Source organism: Pseudomonas sp. R25(2017), from assembly GCF_002112565.1.
GTDB classification, from domain to species: Bacteria; Pseudomonadota; Gammaproteobacteria; order Pseudomonadales; family Pseudomonadaceae; genus Aquipseudomonas; species Aquipseudomonas ekonensis.
Genome location: NZ_NEHZ01000058.1, coordinates 1 through 522, shown reverse-complemented (window position 1 = coordinate 522; position 522 = coordinate 1). Strand labels below are relative to the sequence as shown.

1 pseudogene is annotated in these 522 nt (G+C 59.0%); it reads right to left on the bottom strand.

Features of this window, described 5'->3' with window-relative positions:
* Window positions 1-402: pseudogene (locus CAG31_RS28025) on the bottom strand (hypothetical protein); the annotation flags it as partial.
* Window positions 403-522 lie beyond the last annotated feature (120 nt).

The following is a 522-nucleotide window of genomic DNA, read 5'->3' as shown; positions in this document are numbered from 1 at the left end:
CCAGGGGACGATCCAGTATTCGCCGTTGTCGCGGGGCACGCAGACTTCGCGGCGCTGGCGGTTGAAGCGGACGGGCAAGGGGACTTCGCGGAAGAGGCCCTGGATCAAAAAGAAGGTGGGTACTCCAATGATGAACGTCGTCATCACCGCAAAAATATGCATGTCGTCATGATCATTTCGAAACAGGTACCCCATGAAGGCAAACAGCATCACCATCGGCCAAAGCACCATCACCGCCGAACCAATGCTGTAGTTGCCGATGTCAATAAAGACGTCGTTCTTGCGCCAGATGGTATTGAGCACGTCACAGGGCTTTTCCCCCGTAGGGATCGGCAACGGCGCCAGATAGTCATTGCGCGAAAACATCCCTTTCTTCGTGGTGCCGGCCGCTGGCGTGCTCATGCCGGCGCATCGGCTTGAGCGGCCAATTCCGCTTCGCGCTGGACGATGGCGGCTGCAAGCGCCGGGGAGCGTTGGGCCCATTGCTCGGGGGGCAGGGGTTTTGACCATTCGAGGATGTCG